Annotated in this window: 23 protein-coding genes; 8 read left to right on the top strand and 15 right to left on the bottom strand. The window is 61.9% G+C overall.

What is annotated here, in order from left to right; translation table 11 throughout:
* Window positions 1–310: 310 nt before the first annotated feature.
* Window positions 311–1,360, bottom strand: a complete 1,050-nt coding sequence (locus ABEA18_RS02380) for an IS110 family RNA-guided transposase (protein WP_345447705.1) — start codon at window positions 1,358–1,360, stop codon at window positions 311–313.
* A gap of 567 nt (window positions 1,361–1,927) precedes the next feature.
* On the opposite strand from ABEA18_RS02380, the gene ABEA18_RS02385 reads away from it, so the two are divergent.
* Together ABEA18_RS02385 and ABEA18_RS02390 are read left to right on the top strand one after the other, a co-directional pair.
* Entirely contained in the window at window positions 1,928–3,034 is a 1,107-nt protein-coding gene (locus tag ABEA18_RS02385) for an IS110 family RNA-guided transposase (RefSeq protein ID WP_345447706.1), read from the top strand.
* 452 nt (window positions 3,035–3,486) lie between these two features.
* Window positions 3,487–3,630 (top strand): hypothetical protein, encoded by a 144-nt coding sequence (locus ABEA18_RS02390; protein ID WP_345447708.1) that lies wholly within the window; start codon window positions 3,487–3,489, stop codon window positions 3,628–3,630.
* A gap of 312 nt (window positions 3,631–3,942) precedes the next feature.
* Here ABEA18_RS02390 and ABEA18_RS02395 read toward each other — a convergent pair whose 3' ends face one another.
* The 4 genes from ABEA18_RS02395 to ABEA18_RS02410 form a co-directional block, all read right to left on the bottom strand.
* Window positions 3,943–4,908 (bottom strand): hypothetical protein, encoded by a 966-nt coding sequence (locus ABEA18_RS02395; protein ID WP_345447710.1) that lies wholly within the window; start codon window positions 4,906–4,908, stop codon window positions 3,943–3,945.
* A gap of 1,022 nt (window positions 4,909–5,930) precedes the next feature.
* On the bottom strand, window positions 5,931–7,019 hold the full coding sequence (locus tag ABEA18_RS02400) for a hypothetical protein (protein WP_345447712.1): 1,089 nt from the start codon (window positions 7,017–7,019) through the stop codon (window positions 5,931–5,933).
* 123 nt (window positions 7,020–7,142) lie between these two features.
* Window positions 7,143–7,595, bottom strand: a complete 453-nt coding sequence (locus tag ABEA18_RS02405; RefSeq protein WP_345447714.1) for a hypothetical protein — start codon at window positions 7,593–7,595, stop codon at window positions 7,143–7,145.
* 331 nt (window positions 7,596–7,926) lie between these two features.
* Window positions 7,927–8,226: a hypothetical protein gene (locus tag ABEA18_RS02410; protein ID WP_345447716.1), complete on the bottom strand. Its 300-nt coding sequence runs from the start codon at window positions 8,224–8,226 to the stop codon at window positions 7,927–7,929.
* On the opposite strand from ABEA18_RS02410, the gene ABEA18_RS24590 reads away from it, so the two are divergent.
* Window positions 8,122–8,658, top strand: coding sequence for a YegP family protein (locus tag ABEA18_RS24590; protein ID WP_425550466.1), 537 nt, complete (start codon window positions 8,122–8,124; stop codon window positions 8,656–8,658). The genes ABEA18_RS02410 and ABEA18_RS24590 overlap by 105 nt on opposite strands.
* A gap of 1,047 nt (window positions 8,659–9,705) precedes the next feature.
* On the opposite strand, the gene ABEA18_RS02420 is transcribed toward ABEA18_RS24590, so the two are convergent.
* The 5 genes from ABEA18_RS02420 to ABEA18_RS02435 all read right to left on the bottom strand — a co-directional run bounded on the left by ABEA18_RS02420 (window position 9,706) and on the right by ABEA18_RS02435 (window position 12,403).
* The gene (locus tag ABEA18_RS02420) at window positions 9,706–10,422 is read right to left on the bottom strand and encodes a uracil-DNA glycosylase (protein ID WP_345447720.1); all 717 of its coding nucleotides are present in this window, start codon (window positions 10,420–10,422) and stop codon (window positions 9,706–9,708) included.
* A gap of 442 nt (window positions 10,423–10,864) precedes the next feature.
* Window positions 10,865–11,344 (bottom strand): hypothetical protein, encoded by a 480-nt coding sequence (locus ABEA18_RS02425; protein ID WP_345447722.1) that lies wholly within the window; start codon window positions 11,342–11,344, stop codon window positions 10,865–10,867.
* Window positions 11,345–11,475: 131 nt separating this feature from the next.
* Window positions 11,476–11,733, bottom strand: a complete 258-nt coding sequence (locus ABEA18_RS24595) for a YegP family protein (RefSeq protein ID WP_425550465.1) — start codon at window positions 11,731–11,733, stop codon at window positions 11,476–11,478.
* 78 nt (window positions 11,734–11,811) lie between these two features.
* On the bottom strand, window positions 11,812–11,985 hold the full coding sequence (locus ABEA18_RS02430) for a hypothetical protein (protein ID WP_345447724.1): 174 nt from the start codon (window positions 11,983–11,985) through the stop codon (window positions 11,812–11,814).
* Between the two features lie 64 nt (window positions 11,986–12,049).
* Window positions 12,050–12,403, bottom strand: a complete 354-nt coding sequence (locus ABEA18_RS02435; protein ID WP_345447726.1) for a DUF3040 domain-containing protein — start codon at window positions 12,401–12,403, stop codon at window positions 12,050–12,052.
* A 280-nt stretch (window positions 12,404–12,683) separates the two neighbouring features.
* On the opposite strand from ABEA18_RS02435, the gene ABEA18_RS02440 reads away from it, so the two are divergent.
* The 3 genes from ABEA18_RS02440 (at window position 12,684) to ABEA18_RS02450 (ending at window position 14,889) form a co-directional block, all read left to right on the top strand.
* A complete protein-coding gene (locus ABEA18_RS02440; RefSeq protein ID WP_345447730.1) occupies window positions 12,684–13,700 on the top strand; it encodes a universal stress protein in 1,017 nt (338 codons plus the stop codon).
* A gap of 243 nt (window positions 13,701–13,943) precedes the next feature.
* Window positions 13,944–14,306: a DUF488 domain-containing protein gene (locus tag ABEA18_RS02445; RefSeq protein ID WP_345447732.1), complete on the top strand. Its 363-nt coding sequence runs from the start codon at window positions 13,944–13,946 to the stop codon at window positions 14,304–14,306.
* Window positions 14,307–14,358: 52 nt separating this feature from the next.
* Entirely contained in the window at window positions 14,359–14,889 is a 531-nt protein-coding gene (locus ABEA18_RS02450) for a universal stress protein (protein WP_345447734.1), read from the top strand.
* A 516-nt stretch (window positions 14,890–15,405) separates the two neighbouring features.
* On the opposite strand, the gene ABEA18_RS02455 is transcribed toward ABEA18_RS02450, so the two are convergent.
* The 3 genes from ABEA18_RS02455 to ABEA18_RS02465 all read right to left on the bottom strand — a co-directional run bounded on the left by ABEA18_RS02455 (window position 15,406) and on the right by ABEA18_RS02465 (window position 16,868).
* Window positions 15,406–15,753, bottom strand: a complete 348-nt coding sequence (locus ABEA18_RS02455; RefSeq protein WP_345447736.1) for a cupin domain-containing protein — start codon at window positions 15,751–15,753, stop codon at window positions 15,406–15,408.
* Between the two features lie 412 nt (window positions 15,754–16,165).
* Window positions 16,166–16,669, bottom strand: coding sequence for an FAD-dependent oxidoreductase (locus ABEA18_RS02460; RefSeq protein WP_345447737.1), 504 nt, complete (start codon window positions 16,667–16,669; stop codon window positions 16,166–16,168).
* 10 nt (window positions 16,670–16,679) lie between these two features.
* Complete coding sequence (locus ABEA18_RS02465) at window positions 16,680–16,868, bottom strand: hypothetical protein (protein ID WP_345447738.1); 189 nt, start codon at window positions 16,866–16,868, stop codon at window positions 16,680–16,682.
* Between the two features lie 150 nt (window positions 16,869–17,018).
* On the opposite strand from ABEA18_RS02465, the gene ABEA18_RS02470 reads away from it, so the two are divergent.
* Entirely contained in the window at window positions 17,019–17,681 is a 663-nt protein-coding gene (locus ABEA18_RS02470; RefSeq protein ID WP_345447740.1) for a helix-turn-helix transcriptional regulator, read from the top strand.
* A 155-nt stretch (window positions 17,682–17,836) separates the two neighbouring features.
* Window positions 17,837–18,094 carry a VOC family protein gene (locus tag ABEA18_RS02475; RefSeq protein ID WP_345447742.1) on the top strand — a complete coding sequence of 86 codons (258 nt, stop codon included), beginning with the start codon at window positions 17,837–17,839 and terminating at the stop codon, window positions 18,092–18,094.
* A gap of 225 nt (window positions 18,095–18,319) precedes the next feature.
* Here the strand turns inward: ABEA18_RS02475 and ABEA18_RS02480 are convergent, their stop codons facing one another.
* Entirely contained in the window at window positions 18,320–18,607 is a 288-nt protein-coding gene (locus tag ABEA18_RS02480) for a hypothetical protein (RefSeq protein WP_345447744.1), read from the bottom strand.
* 230 nt (window positions 18,608–18,837) lie between these two features.
* The gene (locus ABEA18_RS02485) at window positions 18,838–19,725 is read right to left on the bottom strand and encodes an IclR family transcriptional regulator (RefSeq protein ID WP_345447746.1); all 888 of its coding nucleotides are present in this window, start codon (window positions 19,723–19,725) and stop codon (window positions 18,838–18,840) included.
* Window positions 19,726–19,766: the final 41 nt, after the last annotated feature.

Raw genomic sequence — 19,766 nt, forward strand, 5'->3', positions numbered from 1 at the left:
ATCTCACGACTCTGGCGTTTCGATCTAATCCGTCACGTTGTTGTGCGCACAAGATCGAAACTGCTGGGTCGGTGACCGCCGACATCGTTCCAGTCGGCGGCAAAAAAGATGGCGATGTCAGCAAAATGAAGCCACCAACGTTACTAAATGAGGTGGGTCGTTGTGTGCCACAAGGACATCCACAAATTGGCAATAATCCTTGTAATTCCGGGGATTTTGGTACCCACCTCCTATAACAACTTTAGTGCCACGGAGCTCATGCGGTCGTCCCGCTCATTGTTGAGTTAGACGACCCTTCTATGGTGATAAGTCAAGCCATGAGTGTCTGGAGTTGGCGGAAGATCTGACGGGCGATGAAGCGTTTGAGGCAGCGGCGGATTTCCCTTAGGCTCCTGCCTTCTGCGGTGCGACGCTCGATGTAGGCACGGGTGGCGGGGTCCGTGAGGCTTCGGGTCCGGGCGACGACGTCTAGTGTGCGGTTGAGTTGCCGGTCTCCGTACCGGTTGAGCCGGTGCCTGGTCGTGTTGCCTGAGGATGCCGGGATGGGGCTGGCGCCGGCGAGGGCTGCGAAGGCCGCTTCCGAGCGGACCCTGCCGTGGTGCGAGTAGGCGGCGAGGATAATCGCCGCGGTCACCGGGCCAACCCCGCGGATGTCCAGGACTCCCGGGGCCATGAGCTCGGCATGCTCCGCCAGGGCGCGCTGGTTGTCCTCCAGCTCCGCGCCGAGAGTGATGACGGCAGACGCGAGCCGCCGTGCTTCGGCCCGTGCGACGGCGGCGGCAGCACCGTCGCCCTGTCTGGCCCGCCAGCCTTGGACCGTTGTGACTTGGGCAGCGGTCAGCGGGGAGCGTGCGTCGATTCCCAGATCGAGGGTCCGCAGCAGGGCGGTCAGTGCGTTGCGCGCACTCGTGCGCTGGGTGTCCATCGAGCGCCGGGCCGCCAGGAGGATCCGAAGCGCTTCCCTTAGACCCTCGGCCCTCGGGCTGATGAGTTCTGTAGTGGCCGTTCCCAAGACTGTCCGGGCAGCGGCGACGGAGTCGATCGCGTCGGATTTGCCTTGAGCGTGGCGGGACTGTCGCCGGGGCGGCCTGGCCTCGCAGACGGCGAAACGCTCCACCTCGAGCAGGCGCGTCAGCCTTGCTCCGTAGGAGCTCGTCCCCTCGACCGCGACCAGGACATTGCCCGTCGCGGTGCGGCGGCGGATCCATTCCACCGCCCGGCTCATGCCTGGCCCGGTGGCGGGAAACGTGTCAGTCCCGACCACCGCGCCCGTCGAGGTGGCGAGGACCGAGAACGTGTGGGTTCTGGCGTGCGTGTCCACGCCGACGACGTGTGCGAATTGTTCCGCGACTATGGTCATTTGCTTGCTCCTATCCGAAGAGGTCCAGTCGGAACCAGCCGGGAGGATCACCCTGAGGCAAATCTCTAACGAGTCACGCAGCACCATCGTGGGGCGGAGCGGACAGCCTTCTATCAAGCCATCGGAGTGGGCCGACTGCTCCCGGGACCTCGTGGGCGGACAGGTCGTCTATAAGACACCGCAGGCGGGTCAGATATGAAGGGAGTCACGCCCCGGCGGTCCCGGAAAGCAGTCTGCCAACCAACCTCGGGCTGGTCACTACCCATTAGAGATATGAAGTGAAAGCAGATCCTGCCCGTCCGGGCCGGCCATTATCGCCGGGCGGTCCCCGCCAGCGCCGGCTTGAGCGTTCTCCGCTTGCCTCCCGATGAAGGGCGGCGCTGCGGGGCCTGGAACCCGGGCGGTGATGTCCTTTATCCCGGACGGCCAGGGAACGGCCGAGAGCCGGTGGGGGCCGGGGCCTTCTGTTTCACAGGGCCGTGGGTTGCCATTGACGGCTCCCTTGGCCTGACGGCTCCTCGGGAGTGCAATGGTAGTGCCACATGTGAGGCTTGGGAGGTCCCGGCTATGTTTGAGCTTACTTTCATTGGTCTGGATGTTCACGCGGTCAACGTGGTGGGACATGCGCTGAACCCGGCCACCGGCGAAATCACGCAGCACACGATGGCCGCCGACCCGGCCATCGTGCTGGAGTGGATCCGGCGGTTCGATCCACCCGTCAAGGTCGTCTACGAGTCCGGCCCTACCGGGTTCGTCCTGGCCCGTTACCTGCGGGCCGCGGGCATCAACTGTGTGGTCGCGGCGTCCTCGAAACTGCTCCGCGCTCCCGGAGACCGCATTAAAACCGACAGGCGGGACGCCCGGGTGCTGGCCGAGATGCTCGCCGTGGGCTCGGTGACCGAGGTGCGGATCCCGGATCTCGAAGAAGAAGCGCTGCGGGACCTGCCCCGGCTCCGCGCAGGCACTGCCAGCGACCTCGCGCATGGCCGCCAGCACGTGAACGCCATCCTGCTGCGCCACGGCATCCGCTACACCAAGGACACCCGGTGGACAAAGGAACACATCCAGTGGCTGCACCGCCAAAACCTTGGCGAACCGGCGCTGCAGTTCACCTATCAGGCCGATCTCGAGCAGGCCGAGCTGCTCGCCGCGCATCTGGCGCGCATCGACAAGCAGGTCGCGGCCACGGCCGCGGAGTGCCGCTACTCTCCGGTGATTGGGGCGTTGATGTGCCTGCGGGGCATCCAGATGACGACCGCGTTCGGGCTGGCCGTGGAGATCGGGGACTGGACCCGCTTCACCGGCTCCACCATCGGTTCCTATCTCGGGCTGGTGCCCAGCGAGAACTCCTCCGGCCAGTCCCGGCACCAGGGCCCGATCACCAAGGCCGGAAACACCTACGCCCGCAAACTCCTCATCGAATCTGCCTGGCAGCACCGACGCCCCTACGCCCGGCCCGGGCAACGCCTGCTGCGCCAGCTCGATCTCGTCGCCCCTGCAACCCGCATCCGTGCCTTGGAAGGAAACCACCGGCTCCACCAGAAATGGGAACATTTCGATGACCGACACAAGATGCCCGTCAAGGCCAACACCGCGATCGCCCGCGAGCTCGCGGGCTGGTGCTGGTCACTGGCCGCCCCGCTCCAGCAAGGAGAACGCATGAACGCGGCCTAACCCATGAACGTGCCCCTCCGGGACGTGGAGCAGGTGCGATGGGCAGCACACGGAGCTAACTCGGGGCCACCTCTATGAGCACACGGATGACCCGCTGTTGGACGCTCGATGTTAGACACCGATACGCTCCAGCCGAACACATCGTCATGCGGTAACCAACCCGCGAATGTCAGCCTGACACTGCCAGTCGAAACCGACCCGCCCAAGCACCAAGCTACCCACCCTGATCGGCACAAGATGAGCGGCCCCGGAACCACAACCCAGGAGCCGCTCACCTATGGCTATTGACAACCAGACCTACATATCAGGAGGTGGGTACTAGCCGTACCTTGCTCAAGGTGGTTTTAGACTCTCAGTTTGCGAGAGAGCGACTTTTTCGAAGAGGCAGAGGTCCCTGGGCTGTAGCCACCCTCGAATGGGACGGGCTGCGTTGCGAGCCCCTGTTATGTTCCGTGGACGAGGAACTACCCGAGGCGCTCGACGCTGCCGCCGTCTACGGCGGCTTGCAACTATCTTCTTTCGACGACGTGATGGCCGGCTACGAGGCGTGCCCGGAGCAGCTGCTTCGCAGCCCCGGCGGAAGTGCCAATAACTGACATACCCCTCCCTACGGATACAGTGAGTCCATGGGCAGAATCGTGTCGCGGAAATCTCAGAAAGTTCTTGACGAACCGGCACCGTGAGCGCTCTTCCGGTTCCTTGGAACTGGAAGACTCTCAGTAGGACGCTCCCCCAAGGTGTGGATTTGATCGCCATGTGATGGAGATTTGTGATCGCCCGGTATCGCACCGGCGCCCGTAAGACGAACCCCTAAGGGGAGGGTTCCGACCCCTTCGTAGCCCGACGGAACCACAACTCAGCACACACCCGGACACTTGGGGCGGTTTTTCAGGGTCTTCCGCCGCCCGTTAAAACGGCCAGACTTTGGGCTCGTCAAGTTCCTCGGGAACCTCGACCGCCGCCGCCTCCGGGTGGGATTGAAGGAGCTGCCGTACGGTTTGCCCCGCAAGGTACGCCTCGACAACAAAGCGGCGCTGTTCCTTCCATACTGATGGGTCGTACTCATTCTCACGCAGCGTATGAGCGACGTTGGACCGTGCTCGACGAATCTCCTTGAGGATGCTGACGGCGGAAGGCACCATCCCTTTAGGGTCGTGTCTGACCGTGCGTTCCATCCACTCGATGAGCATGTTCATTGTGCCGCGCTGGCCTTGGTAGGTGTTGTCCTCACCGTCCTTCCGTTCTTCTGTGAGCGGGATTTGGGCACGGACGAAGAACTTTTGGTCGAGGTTGTCGATTAGTAGCTTGTTGAGCTGCTCGATGAAGTTGAACAATTCACGCTTGGTGGGCCGGATCAGGTACCCATAGTCGGTGGGGCGGCTCGCTCCGTCATAAAGATTCCGGAAGAGCCTCGGGTAGCCGATCGCCTCACAGATGTCATTGATGAGTCGCATTTCCATCAGAACCGCCGTGTAGGGACTGACCCGCTCGGGGAACTCCCCCATGAGGTGCGCACGCACCCAGTCCGGGTGAAGCACCCAATCCTGCCGTTCGTGCTCGAATGACTTCCAGTAGGCCTGTTCGGCCGGCGAGAGGTCGTGAAGGTATCGGAGCGGTACGCCGACCACGATCTCGTGATTGTCCTTGTCCGAGTCGAATCCGATGCTGAAGGTCGTCAGGTAGGTGTTGTGAGGTGTGCCTTCCCGAGCCCGGATCTCGCCGCCAATGTCAAGGGTGTAATCGTAACGAGGGTCGTCGCGGTACCTACCAAGAACGTCGGCCCGGAAGAACACAGATTCCAGCTGGGCATGGCCGAGTGCGAGAGCGGCCGAGTGCGAGAGCGGCCGAGTACGGAGCACCCGGATAGCGATCATCCGCAGACATCGCGGCGAGAGTATCCCGGGTTGGGTAAAGAACGGCGGCACAAACTCCGCCGCGCTGCTGTACCTCCGTAAGATTGTCGGCGGCCGGCTGGTGCGGAAATCCGATGATGTGAGGGTTGGTCATCTCATGACCGAAGTTGGCGTACACCACTCCCTCTGCGACAAGCTCAGCGAGCACGGCCTCTATGTCGACAGGAAACTCCCCCAAGGCGTCAATGAGCCGAGGAGCTTCGACTCCATTGAAATCAGGAGACTCGAGGTACCGCCTGGCGATGTGCTCACGCAGTTGCTCCTTCACACCATCATGCATTGCCATCTCTGGTTCGACGTCAGCCATAACTCGAATCGTTCCCTATGCCGCACGCATTCACCAATCCTCTCGCTTGCAAATACGCAAGAGGTCGTCATGGCGAGGCCTACTGTCCCATTTCCTTGGAACTGGAACCACTTGGGTGGCCACCACTCCCCCCAGCTGTCGCTTTCAGTTGGCGCGGCGCCTGAAGTACCGGAGCCCCTCTCCCCCCCCTGTCGTTGCCGCTGACGAAGCATGGCATAGCTGTGCCCGGCAGGGCCCCCGGCCTCATACGGCCTCTGTTGGTTCCTCCTCCGTGCGGTTTGAGAACGGCCATTTTTCGGCCCGGTCAGGGTCCGCCTTCCGATGGCCGCTTCCCTGCGGTCCCAGTGCAGACGACTTCTGAAATTGACAAATGTGGCGGCGGGCTTCCGCAGCACGGTGATAGACCGGCTTACGGGCGGCACTACACCAAATTCGAGGGGGACCGTTCGATCCCGGGATAGGTGATCTGGTGACGCTCTTGCGAAAGCTTGCCGTGTTTCCCCCCGGTCCGGGGCAGGAAGTTCCACCAGGCCGTCAACGGGACCAATGGCAGCTGTATCCGATGACCTACATTGAGCCCGGCACCTCGGCGGCTGAGCTGGCCTGGGCGACGCGTTAGCCAAACCTCATCGCGGTCAGAGAGCCAGCCTCAGGACGCTACAAGGTCATCGCGGGCCTACTTCAGGCCCCGGGCGACAAACACCTGCTCGGTGGTTATCAGGAGAGGGCCAAGGGATCTGCGGGCCTCATCAAGGGTGTCAGGTTCGGGAAGTCGATCTTCAAACAAAGACGGAAGATCCCTGTGCTGCAGGAGCGTCGATGCGCTCCCTACCTGTTGCGCCGTCCAGATTGGCGCGAGGGGATCCGGCAATTGGTGGCCGGGACCAAGGACCTGGACACCGTAAGCATCCGGTACCTGCCTCGGCAGAAAGAATGTTGCGAATTGGGAATCGCTGAGGTGTGGCCGTGCAGGCCAGTCATAGTCCTGGAATACCTGCCATGATCCATTCCCAAGCCTGGCCCGCCTAACGCACCCGTACTCGATCTGATCAGCCAGGGACGCCAGCAGGTCGGCCAAATCGGCCACCGCGGGCTCCCAGCGACGATCAGGATCAAGGCGGCCAAACTGGACGGTCCCCCACGCCTCGAATGCAACAATCCTGATTTCGTCAGGCCCATTGACGCAGGCAAATGAACTCGACGTGTAGGGGTCCCACCCGGTTTTGTGTACGGCTTTGCGCTGGCCGGCTGTGCATTTCACGTGGGACCAGGCCGTGCTCACGTAATGGGTACCGGAAGGTAGCTGGCACCATTCAAGGGCCACGTCGATCAGAGCGTCCATCAGCTCAACCGGCACAATCAGTCGGTTGATGGCTTCGGGGTCTGTTTCGCCGATCAAACGCACCCCGGCTGCAAACCCAGACATATCCAACCCGGGGCGACCGACGATCCGGTGCTCCCGCGGAAGAGCCCGGAGGGCTCCGGTTACGCCTTGGGCCTCGATGCCGGCGGCCAAAGCTTCCAGAAGGGATCCCGCTCTTGCAGTCGAGTCCGCACGGTGGATCGCAACGATGGGGCCCAAGGGGTATGGTGCGACACCGCCCTGGCCAGCCCCGGCGGCAGGCAGGTCCATTGTGGCAAGAACCCGTTCGAGAAGTGCCACCACTTCGGGCTCGGGAAGATCCGATTCGAAATAGGTCCGAAGGATCGGAACATCCACCCACGATTTCAGGATGGCCTTGGTGTACACCTGAACGGATTCCATGAAGCCTCATCTACTTTCACGGGCCAAGACGAGGGAAGTCGCATAACCGGCCCAGGGGCCAAGCACACAGTGGCCCGCATAGGATAGCGGCGCGGTAGGCCACTGAGGCTTTCGGCCTCCGAGTCAGGGGACGGAGGGGTCGCCATGGTTGATACCGATCGACCGGCCCCGGGCGAAGTGGGCGTTAGCGATTTCACTGAGGTCACGGCTGCTCTTCTCGGGGTTGGTCAGCCGGAGCCACTCGTAGTCCCACTCCTGCATTTCCCGTATATGGCGGACCTGTTTGGCTGCGCGCATCTGGTCCGCGAGATCGTCACCGACGAGGGCCGGGTCGGGCGGGGTCATGACCGGTCGGGGCTTGGGCAGGCGGGCTGGCTTGGGCGGGCGCACCCTGGCCGGACGGGGCGGGGCCGTAGCGACGCGGACGAGTGCCACGGTCACAGTAACCAATCCGAGAGCGATCAAGAGAACCCACCAATACTGGATGAGGAGCCCGATCACGATGAGGGCGAGGAGCGGGCCACACCCGAGGGCGCCGGCACCCTCACTGCTTGATCGACGACGTTTGGTTGCCATGATGCAGGATCCCACCTGGTGCCGACAATTTGTAAAGGCAGAAGTGCTCGAGGGCCAGAGGGTTTGATGCCATACCCCGCTTCATCGGTCGCGAACCTCGCATTTTCGAAGCTTTGGTGCTGCTGAATTCTTTGCGCGTCGGCCCGAGGTGACGTGAACAGGCGGTCGTTTCACTTGTGGGTCCCTCTTGGAGTTGTTGAATGTGATCGCCACTTTCGCATGGTGCCCGAGGCATTTCATGCGTATTTGGTACTCGACTTTGGTGGGAGCCCGTGTGGAGACTACGGGATCAGTACCCAGTTCAAGGACACCGTTTTGACTTGTTGCACTCTCAGCAATTATATTCTTTATACAGCAACACTTTCGACGGGAAGTTGACGAGGAATGGTGCTGCAGCGATTTCAGTGAGGAAACCGCGTGGGACAAAGGCGGGCTGGGGCCGCTGCCGGAGTTCAAGAGAAAGGCCTTCGAAATGGCTGGACAGTTTGAAATCTTTCGGAACGGCACGCGCTTCTGGTTCCGGCTCATTGGCGAGGAACGCGAGGTTCTTGCGGTTTCGGGGGGATTTGCGGAAATAGGCCAGGCGGCGAAGGCCATCATGGCTGTGCGGGAGAATGCGGCCGCGGGGCACATAGTGGACAAGTCCTCAACCGCCGCATCCGCCGTACCCGCTCGCAAGATTTGTTCCCCCCTGGCTCGCAGGGCTGCCCGACAACCTATGAGACCCGGGAGTACACCGGGGTTGGGCGGCAATCGTACGGGTCCGGCCATGAGATCGAAGCTGAAGTTTCTGATCCGCCTCGATGTCGATATGAGCGGGGCGCGCATCCAGGTCCGGGGCCGTGTCACCGAACGCAATCTGGGGGCGGTGTATGCGGTTGTTCGACGTACGAGCACCATCGTCAACGGACTGGCCGTGGTCCTTGACCTTCGCCATGCAGCGGTGGGAATGATGCCGCTGGGGGAACTGCGGTCTGCCTGTCGGTCCGGCAAACTGCCCTCGGCGACAGGCTCGGCGTCCACACCTTGCCGGCTTGAGATCTTGGAACCGGGCGCAGAGTAGATAGGCAAGATCGATCCCCATGGCTGGACGGTAACTGCCGGCACCCGGCTTTCACCTCGGATCACCGAGCCACTAAGGGTCTGCAGGGTTGAGGAGGAGGATCCAGGATGATGCAGCGGCCGATTGAACAATGGTGGGGTGACCTTGACCCGGTAATCCAGCATTGGTTCGCGGAAAACCCGGGTTGTCTAGTTCTCCCGCGAACGGTAGCCAATGCCGTTAGCGAGGTGGCAGGCCGCCATGCTGATCAGGATCGGCACGGGCGTTTAGAGTTATCGGCGCGAGATCGCGACTTCATCAGAGAACAGGTGCGGGCCACCAGGCCATCCGGGTGATGGCAGTAGAAAAGTCAACAAGAAGGAACTGCTGATTCGCAAGAGCCCCTTTTGCAAGGAGCTTCACGCCCAGCCGATAGTCTTTTGGGCAAGTGGGGAGCAAGCCTCCACGAAGAGGTCCAGGCACCTCGACTTGCTACGGTGCCCGGTGCATTCACTCGGTCGGGTGAGATCTTTGCACTTTTCCGGTGTCGCTTACGTCGAGCCACGAAAACACACTCGTTTTCTTGTTGAATGGTTCGGAGGAAACACGTGATGATTTTTTTTGGTAACGATCATACAATTCGTAAATTTAGCCAGGAAGGGGACCCTTCAGTCGACCCGGGAACCCTGCTGCCTCCTGTGAGCCGTCCCCGTCATTGCGGTGACGATATGCAGCTGACCATGCAGGGCGCTGATGCCGCAGGGGATTCCGTGCCTCCCAGCTCGGACGATGCCATGCCGGATCTGCTTCTCGTGTGGCAATGCCAATGCGGTTTCCGCCTGGACCCGGAACCGGATCCGCGGGAAAAGGTGCGACACCACCGCCGCTGCGGTTGAAACCAGCCACGGGGCTTTGAGGAAAGCGGCATGCCAATTCGAGGGCATCATGTGTTCCGTCTGGCCGTGACGCGTTAGGTTCGGGCTAAGGGCGAGCCTGTGACGTGCGTCGGCATGGACGATCGCCGTGGACTGCACACCGTGGTGTCCAGCGGCGCCTCAGCGCAGACGCTCATGTCTGGCTTGCCGGGGGTTCCTTGCATTCAACGCCCTCGCAGGGACGGTGCGGCGGGTCCGGGCTAATGGTGATCCCCGCTTCCAGAAACTCCTGCAATCCTCGCCGGAACCCGGCCTTGCCTCCGTGGGCGGGATGCCTCACTTTGGGCACGGATCGTCCGCTGGCGAGAACGCTGCGGTAGGCGACGTTTCCGACGGCTACAACAGACGTTATGGGGAACAAACGGGTCAGAGCCAGCCAAAACGGTTGGCCGGCCAAGGTCTCGGAAATGGTAGGGGTGCGATTTGACAGGTATCGGTTTGGAAGGTGTGGATGCAGCGGGTAGGCGCTCCAAAGCAAAGGAAGGAAATTAAGTTCCCCGAGTACTCGCCACATCACGGTCGCTGTCGGCTCGGGCGCTATAGTCGGGGATCCGCTCGGCAATGTGTAGCCCCTTCCGGCCCCAAATAGTCCAAAGTGGTTGGTCCCGCCTTGGAGAATGGCCGTGTTGGTAAACGGGACCCCTGTAATTCTCATCCCTCGAAAACCCGGCGCTTCCCCTAAGAGAAGTACTTTTGGTTTCCTTTGGAACATCTCCTGCAGATACAGCTCCAAGTTGCGTCTGCGGCCGGCGTTCTCAGGGCTGGTGAAGTCGAAGAAATTGTCGCTGTTCGGACCGGCTTTGGTTGCAGCAAGATGTTCCACGAATGTCTGGATTGAACATTTGGCCATGAACGTTCCTTTGTGTCCTGCAGGACTGTACCGGGGCCGGCGCGTTTCTAAACCTGTCCATCCCGGGAAGCCGGACTGACGAACCAGGGCTTTACGTGGGAACCATGCAGCCGTCAGTTTTCCGGACGCGTTTTCCGGAATGCCCAGGAATGCCCCTCGTTGTCGCGTTCCACGTCGATGTCAGCAAGTTGCTCCTTGGATGCTATTTCCCTGTCATCGTTTCTGTGGATGACCGGAGTTTCCCCATCAGCTCTGTCCGCAGGGCCTAAGATGCTCATCACAAGTCGCTGAGTCCACTGCATCAATCTGGTTATGAGACTCGGATTCTCCATTGAAGCGTTCTCCTATCACGGCTATCAGCCTCGTCCATGGAACAGCACCGGCTTAACGGCGAAGCTACAAGGTGGAAGCGAGGCCGGCTCTAGCTTCGAGGGCCTCCGTGTCAACGCGACCGATTCTCAGCGTTCGCGTGGTCTTGACGGCCGCTCCCGTGGTCATAGGTGCGTGCCAGCTGCGCCAGGGCCAGTGCGGCGACGAGGAGCCCAAAATCGCGCAGGGCAACGTCGTAGAAGCCTGAGTATGTCAACAGGTTGATGATGATGCCCGCCAGCCAAAATGCCACCACGTACGCGGCGTAGCGCGGTTTGATGGCAATCAGGATCCCGGCGACAATCTCCACGACGCCCACGATGAGCATTGCCGTGTGCGCGCTGAAAGGCAGCAAGGCGACAAGCCATGGAGCCAGGTATCCTTCCCAGTTCGTCAGGAGGTTGGTGAACTTGTCCAGGCCGAAGACAATGGGGAGGACAACGAAACCGGCCAACAACGTCAGGAACGCCGCATAGGCAGGTTCCACGCGTGCACGGTGCAGGGCCCGGCTGATCCCGCCGTCGGCGGGGACAGGAATTGAGGTGGCAGCCACGATAGTCTCCTTCTAATTGCTGATGTTGCTAGTTGATTGAGCTGGGAGCGCCTCTTCCATCACTCGCCAGCGTGACTCACCCGTTCCCGGTATGGGGAAGGATGCACAAACGACTCAAGTTCGGACTCTTTTCATCCGAACCATCGCGACGGCGCCCCTTGGCCGCGCCCTGATTTTGCCTTCGATGGCGTTGGGGGCTGCGGCGGACCCGTCGTGTGGTCTTGGACAAGTGCTGTTGCCGCGCATTGTCGTGCAAGGCGCATGGCCGCGACCGCTGAGTCCTTGTCTCTGTATGTTCCGGACACGGCCAGCACCTTCCCTGTACCGGAAACAAGCCTGAACTCAAAGGCTCCACGGCTGGGTTCCACCAGTTCGAATATTCCTGTCACGGCAGTGCATCCTCCTAGGGGCGCGTTGGTCCAGTGAGCGACCTAATGAACTCAGCCAGGACCGGCTGGGTACCGGGGCTAGGGTTCCGGTTGCCCTTGTTTGTTGGTGTCAGCTTCAGTGATCCCGTCAGATCCTTCGGCGGGGTCCTGGGAGTGGAAGCGGATCTCGGGAAATTCCCGGGAGGTGTCCCCTTCGGCCGGGGCTTCGCTGTGGACCCGGATATCGTCTGTTGCTAACTCTGATGTGTCCATGTTTCTCACCTTTCTGCGGCCCGGCTCTGGTTGCATTCCCTGACCTCCGGAAGCCGCAGCAGCATCAACCTGAAGGGGGCTTCAATGGCTCAGGCCGGACAATATGGCTGGCGAAGCCGTTCCCCACGAGAAGGTAGGTACCTGTCCCCATCAGCAGGAAGCCGCCGACGCCGACGACAACGATTTGCGAAGCGACTCCCGCGATGAGCAACACAACCCCGATCAGGCACGCAACCGCGCCGAAGTAGGAGCTTGCCCTGAACCTGTTCTCAACAGACCCGGACGAGAGTTCCTGGGCCAGGCGTGGATCGTCAGCGGCTAAGTCCAGCTCAAGCTCTTTAAGTACTTTCCGCTCTCTGTCCGACAACGGCATCGGGAACCTCCTCTGATACCTTTCCTCAACCTTTGGCGAGGTCACGCAGCTCACAGTGGCGGTGCGCGGATTCTAAATCCAACATCTTTAATGTTAGTATTCCGACCATAGGAGGGTTCCCGGTGGAAGTCAAGGAGCCTTTTTCGGAGGCTGACTGGATGCGGTGCCGTAGTGATCGTCCTCGTCATCTCCAGAGGTAGGAGTGGATGAGGTCACTGGCGCCGACGTGAACGCCAGACGTGGCCAGCGCGTTACCCCGGAGGCCATTCCCGCCGCGGGCGACATCGACAGTTCGGCGTTAAGTATCCCCGAAAGGATGAAGACAATGAGCGAAACGGGAGCACTATCCCAACCGGAGGGGTCGGATACCGTCGACAACCACCGCGGGAGGCTTGTAGTCGGAGTGGACGGGTCGGAAGGATCGCTGGTTGCCCTGCGGTGGGCCGTTTCGGAAGCACAATTGGGCGGAGCCGCCGTCCACGTCGTGATGGCCTGGCGGCATCCACAGTCCTACTGGCCTGCGACGGTGTGGACGATGATCATGGACTCCTCGGGTGTTAGCCGCCAGACGATGGCCCATGCCGCCGAAACCGAGGTTGAAAGGCTCGGCAAGGAGGCCGGCGAGGGTCAGAACGCAGATATTACATGGGAGGCCGTGGAGGGGCACCCGGCAGAGGTGCTGGTCCGGGCGGCCGAGGGTGCCGGGGCTCTCGTGGTGGGTTCGCGGGGCAACGGCGGATTCGCCGGGGTGCTGCTGGGCTCGGTGAGCCAGCATGTGGTGGCCCGTGCCCGTTGCCCGGTCATTCTCATCCCCGCCCCCGCGGGGGAAAGCGTGCCGACGGGTACCACCCCAGACGCCCATGCCCAGGATCTGTCCGGACGGATTGTGGTCGGTGTGGACGGGTCGGACGGATCACTCGCGGCATTGGCATGGGCAGTCAAAGAGGCCCATCTGCGCGGAGCCGCCGTCCATGCGGTAATAGCGTGGGAGCGAATTACGGGTCCGGGTGCTACGAACGGCTGGGCGGTCGGCACGGGCGGCCCGTCGAGTGATACCGACCCCGTCATGGCCATGGCCACCGTTGAAATCACCCGCCTCGCGAAGGAATCGGTGAAGGGTAGCGGCGTGAAGATCAGCTGTGAGGCCGTCGAGGGTCACCCGGCGCAGGTGCTGGTTCAGTCTGCCGAGAGCGCCGCCGCCCTGGTGGTGGGATCGCGCGGCCATGGCGGATTCGTCGGGGCGTTGCTGGGCTCGGTGAGCCAGCATGTGGTGGCCCACGCCAGCTGCCCGATCGTCCTCATACCGGACCCCGGACACCCTCGGCACACACGTCCTCAATGACCCGGATTCGGCGTTCTCCTCAGAGGAAGGCAGGTTAGGGCCGGCGAATCCGAAGCCAGGGCGGCCGCACTAGGCCGCGTGTCGTACCGGCTCCGGGGGCACGGTGATCTGTATCGCGTATTCGAAGGACCGGTGGGGAGCATAATGTAAGCGGGGCCAAAGACGGGGGACTTTCGATTGCATCGGACGCCACTCTTCCGATGGGAGCAGCACGGGGGCGCAGGTCAGCTTGGAGGCTGGAGAATGTCGACCAAAACGGATGTACAGGTGCGCCGGGTCTACGACGCAGTCAACGACGACGACGGAACACGGGTCCTGGTCGATCATATCTGGCCCCGCGGGATGACCAAAGCCAAGGCAGCACTGCAGGAGTGGTGCAAGGACGTCTCCCCGTCAACGGAACTGCGCAAGTGGTACGGGCACGACCCAGCCAAGTTCGTTGAATTCACCGAGCGCTACAAAGCCGAACTTGAAGACCCTGTCCGGGCGCAGGCCCTTGACCACCTGCGCGAACTCGCCAGGGGCTCCAGGCTGACGCTGCTGACGGCCACGAGGGCGGCCGACATCAGTGAGGCGACCGTCCTGGCAGACATGCTCCGACGGTAGAGGGCCACGGCGCGCACGCCCCAGGAGAAAGACTTTCGGAAGGAACCGATCGATGGCTGACAACGGGACTGCTACTGACACAGCTGAATCCGACGACGTCCGCGTGGCGAGCAGCCCGCATGGAGCAAGGATTGTTGTGGGGGTGGACGGATCGGATGGGTCGCTGGCCGCAGTGCACTGGGCAGTCGGGGAAGCACGGCTGCGCGGCGCTGGTCTCCATCTCGTCATGGCCTGGCAATATCCCCGGTACTTCGGTGGCCCCGATGTGTGGGGGCTGGGCATGGACCCGTCCGGTGATTCGGGAACAATTTTGGCCGGTGCCGCCGACACCGAGATCACCCGGCTCGGGAAAGAGGCCGGAGAGGGCCAGAGCGTGGCGATCACGTGGGAGGCCGTCGAGGGACACCCCGCAGAAGTGCTCGTTCGTGCAGGCCGGGACGCTGCCATGCTGGTGGTCGGTTCCCGGGGCCACGGAGGTTTCGTTGGCGCGTTGCTGGGCTCGGTGAGTCAGCATGTGGTGGCCCACGCCCGCTGCCCCGTCGTCCTGATCCCCGATCCTTCGCGTGATGGCATCCCGTCATGACGACGGGGGTAGGTCCTCTGCTCGGCGCAGCCGTACGCGGCGTAATGGCCCGCGGCCGGCTAATGGGAATACCGGAAATTCCGACCTCTAATTGGCAATCGCTGCCCGCGCTTCGGTGGGTTTCCTGCTGCTGAGACCGCCACGGTAATGCCGAGCGTCGTCGGTGGCCCTTGTCGACTCGGTGTGCCCGAATCGGAGATCCGTGACTTTCTGTTGGGAGGATCCGAACGCAGGCAGTCGGTCCGCACTCGGATCCGCGACAGCGGGGAGCGCCCCTCGGGCGACGGTCGCGCCGATGTGTCCGGGATCATTTCGCCGAACGTCCACCGAGCAAACGGATGGAAAGCACCTGGGTCCCGATGCTTCGAACGTGGAGCCGTCGTTGACGCAACCGCCCGGACCTTGTTGGCCCGCGTCCGCCGGGCCGAATGCTGCACCGGCAACGCGGTTTTAATGATGTTCTTGAGAGTCGGTGGAGAGCATGGTGAAGCCAGTGCCGTGGGCCTCCGGAACCCTCTACCGCTTCGGGCTGTCGTCCAGTTTGGCGACCGTCAGCAGAACGGCCGAGTCCTCCAGCGCGTGGAGACTGTGGCGCGTGTCGGGAACGATGAGCAGGTCACCGGGACGGCCCTCCCATGACACCTTACCGGCGCTCAGCCGGACCCTGCCAAGCAACACGTGCACCGTCGCCTCACCGGGATTCTCGTGTTCCGCCAGGGACGTACCTTGTACCAGCGCAATGACCGTCTGACGGAGCACGCGCTCGTGGCCACCGACAACTGTGTCAGCTGTGTGGCCGCCACCGGCTGCGGCCGCGCGCCCCAGCAGCTCACGGGCCAAAGCATCGAGGGAATATTTCTGCACGTTTACACCTCAATCTGTCCGGTCCGCAAAGGACCTAAGCGAACGTGGGAATCAGCAGGGTCAGGAGGGGGCCCATCACGGAAGTCGGAATTCCACCAGCACTGTCTTATGCCACCGGGTCAGTCTCCTGATACGCAGCCGCTGCATGGCTGACATGACGTCTTCTTCTCGGCTGTTCGGGTCTGTCTCATGGTAGCCCCGCAGGTGAGGTGCTACGAAGCAAGCAACGCACGAGCCAGGATTTGGCCTTACGTAATGCGACAACACATCCCCGTTGAGGCGGGCGATCCTGTCCGGCGGGATGCCTGCCGGGCACCCGATTGACCATGGCCGGCGCACGCGAGTTGCGCTCGATCCGGCCTTGAGAGAGCGCGCCGAGGTGTGTTGCTTTCGCGCCGGTCAGGTTTGCATTTCAGTATCCGGTGAACTCCTCTGTGCGGATGTCGTCATCGTCCACGCCCGCGCCATTAAGGAGACTGCGCATGGCTCGGACCAAGCCGGCTGGGCCGCAAAGGTAATAGATCGGAGTGCTCAGATCCTCCACGTATCTGGAGATCATCTCCTGATCGATGACCCCGGTCTCTCCGTCCCAGTGCTGGTGCGAATTCTCGGGTTCGGTCATGGTGGCAACGAAGGTGATGTCGGCATTTGACTCGTCCAGGAAGGCTGCGTCCTCGGGCCGCTTGTTGGAGGCGAACACAAAGATCGTGTGCCCTGTCTGGTCGTGGACCGACTGCAGGGCAATGCTGCGTACCGGTGTGATTCCGATCCCGCCGGTGAGGAAGACCGCGGGCCTGGCGACCTTGTTGTGCAAGGTAAACGATCCATAGGGGGCATCCAGCTCTAGCTCGGTCCCGATGGGCATGTCTTTGAGAACCCGTTTGAACGCGGTGTCACGCATGCGGGTCGTGCACATCAGATTGGGCTCATACGGGGCACTCGAAAGCGAGAATCCGCGGGTATTTCTCCTCGTCAGTGTCCTGGGGGTCAATCAGCGTGTAGTCCGCGAATTGGCCGGCCTTATAGGTGAATCCAGCAGGCTTCTCGAACATGAAGGCCATGGTTTGTTCGGCTACTTCTTCCTTCTTGACCAACTTCGTTCTTGGTAGTGACACAGTGGAACCTCGTACCTTCGATCGCGTCGGATGAATGCGACTGGAGCGGAGTCCTGAGGGAAGCACGACTGCCCTCTAAAGTCGAATAAATTGAACTTAGAACGTATAATTGGGACCGTCAAGCCCTTCTGGAGGTGATCTAATTTCCATATGAATCCTTCATCGATTCCAACCCAGGGTCCGGACGCTGCCTCGCTGGCGGACCCCGTGCGGCGCTCTATTTACCAGGCACTGATACGCAGTCCCGTGCCCATGAGTCGGGACCAGCTGGTTAGAAAGTTGAACCTCGCCCCCAGCACGGCGTCCTTTCACTTGGAGAGGATGGTGCGCGATGGCTTCCTGGAAACCGAAAGCAGGAAGCTCGGCCCCAAAACCGGTCCAGGCTCCGGACGTCCGACCAAGCTGTACAGGCCGGCCGTTGACGAGGTCCACCTGTCCTTTCCAGCCCGGGAGTATGAACTGGCAGGACGCCTGCTGGCGTCGGCAATCGAAACCTCGATCCAAACGGGAGATCCGGTGGCGGAGGCACTTCGCGCCGTTGCCTACGCCGAAGGCCAGCGGCTCGGGCTGCTCGCAGGAAACGTCGAGAAAGCCCTGGCCGACAACGGTTTTGAACCGGAGGCTGACGCCCGGGGCCTGGTTCTCACCAACTGCCCGTTCGACCGCCTCACCAGGAACACCCAGCTCGTCTGCGGACTCAACACGGCACTTCTCCAAGGCGCTCTTGACGGGTGCAACGACAAGCAGCACCGGGTCGAGCCCGCACCCGAGGGCTCAGCCTGCTGCGCCCGGCTCACGAGGCCGACAGAATGAGCCACACCCCGGCGGAACACAGGCGTGACGGCACCCACGGGTCTCGTCGCCAGCATGGCACCCTGGAGTCCCCTGCGCGGCTTGGTTTGGCTTCCGATGACTGACCTGCCTGGTGGTGCCGGCCATTTGCAGCCCGGCAGGTCAAGAATGACTGAATGAGGTATTCAGCCAAGGTCGCATCATCCGTTCTGTTCGTATCCGAACTTGACCGGTCCGTAACCTTTTACCGCGACCTGTTTGGATGTGTAGTAACCCTCCGCTCGGATGACGCTGCCCTTCTCCTGACCCCGGAAGGCTTCCAGCTTTATATCATCGAACGCGGGAAACGTGTTCAGCGCCACCCGGGCGGGCTGGGACACCACCTGCTGATGTGGGCCACGGAGAGCGCCCAAGGCCTGGAATATTTCGAATAGGCACTGAAGGACGCGGGCAGTTACACAAACACCCACACAGCCGGCGAGGTCACGTTTGTCGAAGGTCGGGACCCCGACGGCCTTCGCGTCGTCATAGCCCATCCTGACCCGGCACAACAGCCGCGTTCAATCTTCGACAGCTACCTGTACGCCTGACCGACCAACCGGCTCGGCTCACCGTTGGCCCGGGCGCCGGATCCGGCCCGTAAAGCGGCAAGTAGTCATTCAGTGATCAGCTGGAAGGTGCCGCCTGAGCTGTTCAGGAAAGTCGTCGTAGCTGGCGATAACGTCAGCCAAATCGAGCAAAGGTGGAAAATCAATGAGGGGCTGATGGTCCGCCAAAAACACCGCAGTCTCCTTGACCACCTGCCGCTCGTCCGCACCCTCCAGGCCCAGCTGCTCCAGTACGCCTGGCTCGACCATGATCCGAGTCTCGATCACTTCCCCCGCGGCCCGGGCACGCACCAGGTACTCGTGCTCAAATAACATCTCTACCTCAAACTGGGCTTCCATGTCAGAAGCGTACGCCGTAGTACCTGCTGGCCGGGCGTGACATAGACACGCATTAGCGACCTCGGTGACCGCTGACCATTTCCTTACCGCCTGGCTGCCCTGCAGCTGCGCGGAAACCAAGGCCAGGAGACAGGCGTTTTAGGAGTCAGAAAAATCGGGTGGGTCATGTCCGCCCTCGGGGGATGCTGAGGTGTTGCATGCCCTCCTCGAGGATGTTCGGGTCGTGGAAGTCAGATGTCCGCAGCGTGCTGGCTTCCGGCCGGCTGATGCACCGCCGGCCGGTGGCCGAGGCGGGCCGAGACGGAAAGGGCGGCTGCCATCACGCTGTCTGAATGTTCAGCAATCCGGTCAGATCCGGTGCGGGAACGTGGTGCCGCCAGCATGATGCAACCCACGACCTCGTCCCGGTAGTCCCGTACGACGGCGGAGATGCCTACTTCCTCAAAAGAGGTGAAGCCGTCGTTCACGGCGTAGCCTTGTTCCTTGACAGTTGCGAGGTGTTGCCGGAAGTCGCCGTCCGGGCCCGATTCTGGCGAATGGGTGATTCGCCCTGCCTCTAGAAGCTGCTCCGCCTTGGCAAAGGGGAGCTGGGCAAGAAACACCCGCACCGAAGAGCTCTCGTACTGGTTGTAGCGTGTCCCGACTGCCGCGGTGTGTTTAACCTGGTGCGGGCTGGGGATCTCCTCCACGACAATTGCCTCGGCCCCGTTCCATACGGCCAATGTGCTTGTTTCCCCGGTTGTGGCCGTGAGTTGTTCCAGCTGGGCGTGTGCGGCGCGGCGGACGTCAAGCTCCGCGAGCAGGGGACCGGAGAGGCCTATCAGGCCCAGACCAAGCCGGAAGCGTCCTGTCTCATCGTCGCGTTCCACATACCCGGCTTTGGCCAGTCCGGTGAGAATCCTGGAGACAGTGCTCTTATGCAGATTGACCTTCTGCGCTATCTCCGTTACCCCCAGCGCGGGCTTTCCGATCGAGAACGCTTCAAGGACGCCAAGGCCGTTAAGGAGTGAGGCGGCAGCCCCCTGGAGTGGTTCGTCGTTTAGCCGCGGCCTGCCTGGCATGATCTGTCCTCTGTCGATGATATCCGCAGCCGCCAGCAGCACGACCTGCAGCGGCATCCGAATAGGGAAAACCTCTCTCCATCTTAGAACCACGTCCC

It is taken from the genome of Arthrobacter gyeryongensis, from assembly GCF_039543785.1.
GTDB classification, from domain to species: domain Bacteria; phylum Actinomycetota; class Actinomycetes; order Actinomycetales; family Micrococcaceae; genus Arthrobacter; species Arthrobacter gyeryongensis.

Coding starts and splice junctions, on each gene's coding strand:
- ABEA18_RS02430 (WP_345447724.1), bottom strand. CDS start 11,985: ATGGACACATCAGAGTTAGCAACAGACGATATCCGGGTCCACAGCGAA.
- ABEA18_RS02460 (WP_345447737.1), bottom strand. CDS start 16,669: ATGTGCACGACCCGCATGCGTGACACCGCGTTCAAACGGGTTCTCAAA.
- ABEA18_RS02400 (WP_345447712.1), bottom strand. CDS start 7,019: ATGGAATCCGTTCAGGTGTACACCAAGGCCATCCTGAAATCGTGGGTG.
- ABEA18_RS02445 (WP_345447732.1), top strand. CDS start 13,944: ATGTCGACCAAAACGGATGTACAGGTGCGCCGGGTCTACGACGCAGTC.
- ABEA18_RS02395 (WP_345447710.1), bottom strand. CDS start 4,908: ATGATCGCTATCCGGGTGCTCCGTACTCGGCCGCTCTCGCACTCGGCC.
- ABEA18_RS02485 (WP_345447746.1), bottom strand. CDS start 19,725: ATGCCGCTGCAGGTCGTGCTGCTGGCGGCTGCGGATATCATCGACAGA.
- ABEA18_RS02380 (WP_345447705.1), bottom strand. CDS start 1,360: ATGACCATAGTCGCGGAACAATTCGCACACGTCGTCGGCGTGGACACG.
- ABEA18_RS02440 (WP_345447730.1), top strand. CDS start 12,684: ATGAGCGAAACGGGAGCACTATCCCAACCGGAGGGGTCGGATACCGTC.
- ABEA18_RS02420 (WP_345447720.1), bottom strand. CDS start 10,422: ATGGCCAAATGTTCAATCCAGACATTCGTGGAACATCTTGCTGCAACC.
- ABEA18_RS02405 (WP_345447714.1), bottom strand. CDS start 7,595: ATGGCAACCAAACGTCGTCGATCAAGCAGTGAGGGTGCCGGCGCCCTC.
- ABEA18_RS02385 (WP_345447706.1), top strand. CDS start 1,928: ATGTTTGAGCTTACTTTCATTGGTCTGGATGTTCACGCGGTCAACGTG.
- ABEA18_RS02450 (WP_345447734.1), top strand. CDS start 14,359: ATGGCTGACAACGGGACTGCTACTGACACAGCTGAATCCGACGACGTC.
- ABEA18_RS02470 (WP_345447740.1), top strand. CDS start 17,019: ATGAATCCTTCATCGATTCCAACCCAGGGTCCGGACGCTGCCTCGCTG.
- ABEA18_RS02480 (WP_345447744.1), bottom strand. CDS start 18,607: ATGGAAGCCCAGTTTGAGGTAGAGATGTTATTTGAGCACGAGTACCTG.
- ABEA18_RS02475 (WP_345447742.1), top strand. CDS start 17,837: ATGAGGTATTCAGCCAAGGTCGCATCATCCGTTCTGTTCGTATCCGAA.